At 62.0% G+C, this 6,161-nt stretch carries 7 protein-coding genes (1 of these 7 cut by a window edge); 4 read left to right on the top strand and 3 right to left on the bottom strand.

Features of this window, described 5'->3' with window-relative positions:
- Nucleotides 1-245, bottom strand: the 5' portion of a protein-coding gene (tyrS, locus tag LOY53_RS02260; RefSeq protein WP_027594419.1) for a tyrosine--tRNA ligase. It extends 955 nt beyond the left edge of the window; the window shows 245 of its 1,200 coding nt (coding positions 1-245); it begins with the start codon at nucleotides 243-245; its stop codon lies off the left edge, out of view.
- 217 nt (nucleotides 246-462) lie between these two features.
- On the opposite strand from tyrS, the gene LOY53_RS02255 reads away from it, so the two are divergent.
- Nucleotides 463-1,884, top strand: a complete 1,422-nt coding sequence (locus LOY53_RS02255) for a peptidoglycan DD-metalloendopeptidase family protein (RefSeq protein ID WP_099452738.1) — start codon at nucleotides 463-465, stop codon at nucleotides 1,882-1,884.
- A 3-nt stretch (nucleotides 1,885-1,887) separates the two neighbouring features.
- The gene (locus LOY53_RS02250; RefSeq protein ID WP_258703554.1) at nucleotides 1,888-2,979 is read left to right on the top strand and encodes an anhydro-N-acetylmuramic acid kinase; all 1,092 of its coding nucleotides are present in this window, start codon (nucleotides 1,888-1,890) and stop codon (nucleotides 2,977-2,979) included.
- Between the two features lie 58 nt (nucleotides 2,980-3,037).
- Here the strand turns inward: LOY53_RS02250 and erpA are convergent, their stop codons facing one another.
- Complete coding sequence (gene erpA / locus LOY53_RS02245; protein WP_099455778.1) at nucleotides 3,038-3,388, bottom strand: iron-sulfur cluster insertion protein ErpA; 351 nt, start codon at nucleotides 3,386-3,388, stop codon at nucleotides 3,038-3,040.
- A 146-nt stretch (nucleotides 3,389-3,534) separates the two neighbouring features.
- Entirely contained in the window at nucleotides 3,535-4,569 is a 1,035-nt protein-coding gene (gene argC, locus LOY53_RS02240; RefSeq protein WP_252826535.1) for an N-acetyl-gamma-glutamyl-phosphate reductase, read from the bottom strand.
- Nucleotides 4,570-4,711: 142 nt separating this feature from the next.
- Here argC and hemJ point away from each other — a divergent pair, with 142 nt between their 5' ends.
- On the top strand, nucleotides 4,712-5,137 hold the full coding sequence (gene hemJ / locus LOY53_RS02235) for a protoporphyrinogen oxidase HemJ (RefSeq protein WP_027594415.1): 426 nt from the start codon (nucleotides 4,712-4,714) through the stop codon (nucleotides 5,135-5,137).
- A 26-nt stretch (nucleotides 5,138-5,163) separates the two neighbouring features.
- Nucleotides 5,164-6,120 carry a nitronate monooxygenase family protein gene (locus LOY53_RS02230; RefSeq protein WP_258703553.1) on the top strand — a complete coding sequence of 319 codons (957 nt, stop codon included), beginning with the start codon at nucleotides 5,164-5,166 and terminating at the stop codon, nucleotides 6,118-6,120.
- The last annotated feature ends 41 nt before the right edge of the window (nucleotides 6,121-6,161 follow it).

The raw sequence follows: 6,161 nt of genomic DNA, 5'->3' as shown, positions 1-6,161 counted from the left end.
GGATCACCGATCATCCCGGTGAAATCACCAATCAGGAAGATGACCTGATGCCCCAGCTCCTGGAACTGGCGCAGCTTGTTGATCAGCACCGTGTGCCCAAGGTGCAGGTCAGGCGCAGTAGGGTCGAAGCCTGCCTTGATGCGCAGAGGTTGGCCGCGCTTGAGCTTCTCCACCAGTTCCGACTCGACCAATACTTCTTCCGCACCGCGCTTGATAAGCGCTAGCTGCTCTTCAACCGACTTCATAGACAGACCCGCAAGGCTCAGATTCAAGGGGAGCCAACCATACAAGATCGGCCATCAAATACAAGTTTCGCAACGGAATGTGACCTGACCGCAGGCTTGCGGCGTCTACGCGCCCTTGCGTGAAAATGGATTTGGTTATATTTTATACAGTTATTTCATCTTCATCATGTCATTCATCTTTTCCATATTCACTTTTCTTCAAAAAGTCACCTTACCTATGACCAACGAACCGCCTAAAGCGCCCCCGCTTTATCCGAAAAGCCATCTGTTGGCCGCCAGCGGCATCGCCGCCCTGCTCAGCCTGGCACTGCTGGTATTTCCCTCCAGCGAAGTCGAAGCCAAGAAAACCACCCTCAACCTCGAACTGGAAAGCCCGGTCGAGCAGCTGAAAGAAGAAGCCAAGGCCGCGCCGCTGGTGCAGGCTGACGCTGAGCAAAGCTCGCCGTTCGCCCAGATCGAAGAGGCCGATTCGGCCACCGAGAAAGCCGAACAGGAGAAGCCTGCAGCAGCACCGGTAGCTGAGGCCGCCAAGCAACCCGGCCACCGCGAAGTCACCGTATCGCGTGGCGACACCCTCTCCACCCTGTTCGCCAAGGTCGGCTTGCCAGCCAGCGCGGTTCATGAGGTGCTGGCCAGCAACAAGCAGGCCAAGCAGTTCAGCCAACTCAAGCACGGCCAGGTGCTGCAGTTCGAGCTCGACAAGGACGGCCAACTGACCAACCTGCACAGCAAGGTCAGCAACCTTGAAACCATTCGCCTGACCAAAAACGCCAAGGGCTACACCTTCAACCGCGAAATCAGCAAGCCCGTGGTCCGCACGGCCTATGCCCATGGCGTGATCAAGAGCTCGTTGTCGGCCTCCGCCCAACGCGCCGGCCTTTCCCACAGCATGACCATGGACATGGCTCGCGTCCTTGGCTACGACATCGACTTCGCCCAGGACATCCGCCCGGGTGACGAATTCGACGTGGTGTACGAGCAGAAAGTCATGGATGGCAAGGTGGTTGGCACCGGCAACATCCTCTCTGCGCGCTTTACCAACCGCGGCAAAACCTACACCGCCGTTCGTTACACCAACAAACAAGGCAACACCAGCTACTACACCGCCGATGGCAACAGCCTGCGCAAAGCGTTCATCCGTACCCCGGTAGACTTCGCCCGCATCAGCTCACGCTTCTCCGCTGGCCGCAAACACCCGATTCTGAACAAGATCCGCGCCCACAAAGGCGTCGACTATGCCGCCCCCCGCGGCACACCGATCAAGGCAGCGGGTGACGGCCGTATCGAACTGGCGGGGCGCCGTGGTGGCTACGGCAACACCGTGATCATCCAGCACGGCAACCGCTACAAGACCCTGTACGGCCACATGCAAGGCTTCGCCAAAGGCATCAAGACCGGCGGCTCGGTCAAGCAGGGCCAGATCATCGGCTACATCGGCACCACCGGCCTCTCCACAGGCCCGCATCTGCATTACGAGTTCCAGGTCAACGGCGTTCACGTCGACCCGCTGAGCCAGAAAGTGCCGATGTCCGACCCGATCGCCAAGGCCGAACGCCAACGCTTCCTGCAGCAGAGCCAGCCACTGATCGCCCGCATGGATCAGGAAAAGGCCACCATGCTCGCAGCGAACAAGCGCTAAGCCATGGCGCTTTATCTGGGGGTCATGTCCGGTACCAGCTTAGATGGCCTGGACATCGCCCTGATCGAACAGCGCGAGCAGCCTCAACTGCTCGCCACTCACTATATCCCCATGCCTACCGACCTTCGCCAGGACTTGCTGAGCCTTTGTGCCAGCGGCCCTGACGAGATCGCCCGCGCTGCATTGGCCGAGAACCGCTGGGCCAGCCTGGCAGCCGAAGGCATCGGCCACCTGCTCGCGAGCCTGGGCTTGCAAGCCAATGCTGTCCGCGCCATCGGCAGCCATGGCCAGACAATCCGCCATGAACCCGCCCGCGGCTTCACGGTGCAAATCGGCAACCCGGCACTGCTTGCCGAGCTTACCCAGATCAGCGTGATCGGCGACTTCCGACGCCGCGATGTAGCCGCTGGCGGGCAAGGGGCTCCACTGGTCCCGGCCTTTCACGAAACGCTGTTCGGCCACCTGGGCAAACGGCTCGCCGTGCTTAATGTCGGCGGCTTCAGCAACCTCAGCCTGATTGCCAACGACACGCCGGTGCATGGTTTCGACTGTGGGCCGGGCAACGTGCTGCTGGACGCCTGGATCGAGCACTCGCGCGGCCAGCATTACGATGCTGACGGCGCCTGGGCGGCAGGTGGCGTGGTGATCGAGGACCTGCTTGAGGCGCTGTTGCGCGACCCGTTCTTTGCAGGCGCCGGCCCCAAGAGCACAGGCCGCGAAGTGTTCAACCTGGCTTGGCTGCACAGCCACTTGAGCCAGCTGCCGCCCTACCGTGCCGAAGATGTGCAGGCGACCCTGCTTGAGCTGACCGCGCGCAGCATCATCGAATCACTGTGCGCTGCGCAGCAAGGCACTGAGGCACTGCTGGTGTGCGGTGGCGGGGCCCGCAACGGCACACTGATGCGCCGGCTTGCCCAACTGTTGCCAGGTGCCCAGGTGGACAGCACCGCAGCGCATGGCATCGACCCGGACTGGGTAGAGGCCATGGCCTTTGCCTGGCTTGCCCATTGCTGCCTGGAAGGCATTCCAGCCAACCGCCCCAGCGTGACAGCAGCCCGCGGGCTGCGCGTACTCGGCGCCATCTACCCCGCGTAACGCCCCGCCAGAATGCAAAACGCCGCGCAAATGCGCGGCGTTTTCGTACAGCCCGTGATCAGATCGAGAACGAAGAACCACAGCCGCAGGTGGTGGCGGCGTTCGGGTTCTTGATGACGAAGCGCGAGCCTTCCAGGCCTTCCTGATAGTCCACTTCGGCACCTGCCAGGTACTGGAAGCTCATGGGGTCGACCACTAGCGACACGCCTTCACGCTCGACGATGGTGTCATCTTCGGCCACATCTTCATCGAAGGTGAAACCATACTGGAAGCCCGAGCAGCCACCGCCGGTCACGAACACACGCAACTTCAGACGCTCATTGCCTTCCTCGTTGACCAGGGTCTTCACCTTTTGGGCTGCCCCTTGGGTGAATTCCAGACCGGTAGGGGTGAAGGTTTCGACGCTCATGCTGATTCTCCCGGCGCAGTTGCCGCCATAAAACTCGATGACGCGCATTATCCGCTTCTCCGAGAAAATTGGTCAAGAATTGTGCGGCTTTAGTCGCGCCCACAAAAAGGCCCGCACACGGCGGGCCTCTGTGCCAGCTTACCCTGTTAGGGGAGCAGGCCCGCGTGGGACAGGCCCATACGCTCATCCAGGCCGAACAGGATATTGAGGTTCTGCACCGCCTGGCCCGACGCGCCCTTGACCAGGTTGTCGATCACTGACAGCACCACCACCAGATCACCGCCCTGTGGACGATGCACAGCGATACGGCAGACGTTCGCACCGCGCACACTGCGGGTTTCCGGGTGGCTGCCAGCGGGCATCACATCGACGAACGGTTCATCGGCATAACGCTTCTCGAACAGCGCCTGCAGATCGACTGACGTATCTGCCACAGTGGCGTACAGGGTGGCGTGAATACCCCGGATCATGGGCGTGAGGTGCGGCACGAAGGTCAGGCCAATATCCTTGCCCGCCGCCAGGCGCAAGCCCTGGCTGATTTCTGGTAGGTGGCGATGGCCCTTGACCGCATAGGCCTTCATGCTCTCGCCAGCCTCACAGAACAGCGAGCCCACTGCAGCGCCACGCCCGGCACCACTGACACCCGACTTGCAGTCGGCAATCAGGCGCGACGGGTCGGCCAGGCCCGCCTCCAGCAGTGGCAAGAAGCCCAGCTGGGTGGCTGTCGGGTAGCAGCCCGGGACCGCAATCAGGCGTGCCTCGCGGATTTTTTCGCGGTTGACTTCAGGCAGGCCATAGACGGCATCCTTGAGCAGTTCTGGCGCGCCATGAGGCTGGCCGTACCACTTGCCCCACTCGGTGGCATCCTGCAGACGGAAGTCGGCAGACAAGTCGATCACTTTGGTGCCGGCCGCCAGCAGTTCACCTGCCAGGGCGTGGGCGACACCATGGGGCGTTGCGAAAAACACCACATCGCACGCCGCCAGGGCCTTGCTGTCCGGCACGCTGAACGCCAGGCCATCATAGTGGCCGCGCAGGTTCGGGTACATGTCAGCTACCGCCACGCCTGCCTCGGAGCGCGAAGTGATGACCGCCACTTCGGCCTGTGGATGCTGCGCCAGCAGACGCAACAGTTCGACGCCGGTGTAACCCGTGCCGCCGACGATACCGACCTTGATCATAACGCTTGCCCCTTATCAACGAGCCCACTGGAAAGCGCACGATAATAGGGGCGCAAGCCGCCTGTAACAACTCTTCGGGTGACCCTTCGGGCGCTTGACCACTACTATCTGACGACCGTGAAAACCTGAAGGAACTCCCTCAATGCTCTACCTATGGATCAAAGCGCTGCATATCGTCAGCGTGGTCTGCTGGTTCGCCGGCCTGTTCTACCTGCCCCGGCTGTTCGTCTACCACGCCCAGAGCCAGGACAGCATCAGCCAGGACCGCTTCGTGACCATGGAGCGCAAGCTGTACCGCGGCATCATGAACCCGGCCATGATCGCCACCTATGTGTTCGGCGCCTGGATGCTCTACCTGACCCCGGGCTGGCTGAGCCAAGGCTGGCTGCACGCCAAGCTCACCCTGGTCATCCTGCTGACCGGCTACCATCACATGTGCGGCGCGCAGCGCAAACGCTTCGCCAGCGGCGCCAATACTCGCAGCCACGTCTACTACCGCTGGTTCAACGAAGTCCCGGTGCTGTTCCTGCTGGGTATCGTAATTCTCGTGGTGGTCAAACCGTTCTGACGGTAACCCCCTACAGGAGCCTTGCCATGTCATTGCCCGCCTCGCTCGAACAACGCCTGCGCCTGCCCGTGGTGGCAGCACCGATGTTCCTGATTTCCAACCCGAGCCTGGTTCTGGCCTGCTGCGCCAGTGGCGTGGTCGGCAGCTTCCCGGCGCTGAACCAGCGCGACAGTACCGGGTTCAAGGCTTGGCTAGAAGAGATCGAGGCAGGCCTGGCGCAACTGCAAGCACCGGCCCCCTATGCGGTGAACCTGATCGTGCACCCGACCAACCCGCGCTTGCAGGCCGACCTGGCCCTTTGCGTGACACACAAGGTGCCGATCGTCATCACCAGCCTGGGTGCGGTGAAGGAAGTGGTCGATGCCGTGCACAGCTACGGCGGCCTGGTGTTCCACGATGTCACCACCCGCCGCCATGCCGAGAAAGCCGCCGAGGCCGGTGTCGATGGCTTGATCGCCGTCGCGGCGGGTGCCGGCGGCCATGCCGGTACCTGGAGCCCATTCGCCCTGGTGGCCGAAATCCGGCAGTTCTTCGACAAAACGCTGCTGTTGGCGGGCTGCATCAACCATGGCCATGAAATTCTTGCGGCGCAACTGCTCGGTGCGGACCTGGCATACATGGGCACCCGCTTCATTGCCACCGCGCAAAGCCAGGCCCAGGATGCCTACAAGCAGATGCTGCTCGATGCCCATGCCGTCGATATTGTCCACACCCCGGCGGTGTCCGGTGTGCCAGCGAGCTTCCTGCGCCCAAGCCTGGAGCAGGCAGGCTATGACACGAACGCACTCAAGAGCGGCCACGAACTGGGCAAGCTCAAGCCGATCGACGACGAAGCCAAGGCCTGGAAAACCGTATGGTCGGCAGGCCAGGGGGTGGGCGATATCCATGACCTGCCGGACGCCCGCGTGCTGATCGAACGCCTGCAAAGCGAGTACCGGGAAGCCCTGGATCGCTGCCAGGGTATTAGCGCTCAGGCCTTGTAGCAAAAGGCAACACCTTGCCCAGCCAAGCTGTACACTAGGCG

Origin of the sequence: Pseudomonas sp. B21-031 (assembly GCF_024748985.1) — a bacterium.
In the GTDB taxonomy this organism is placed as follows: domain Bacteria; phylum Pseudomonadota; class Gammaproteobacteria; order Pseudomonadales; family Pseudomonadaceae; genus Aquipseudomonas; species Aquipseudomonas kermanshahensis.
This window is presented reverse-complemented; position numbering and strand designations above follow the sequence as displayed.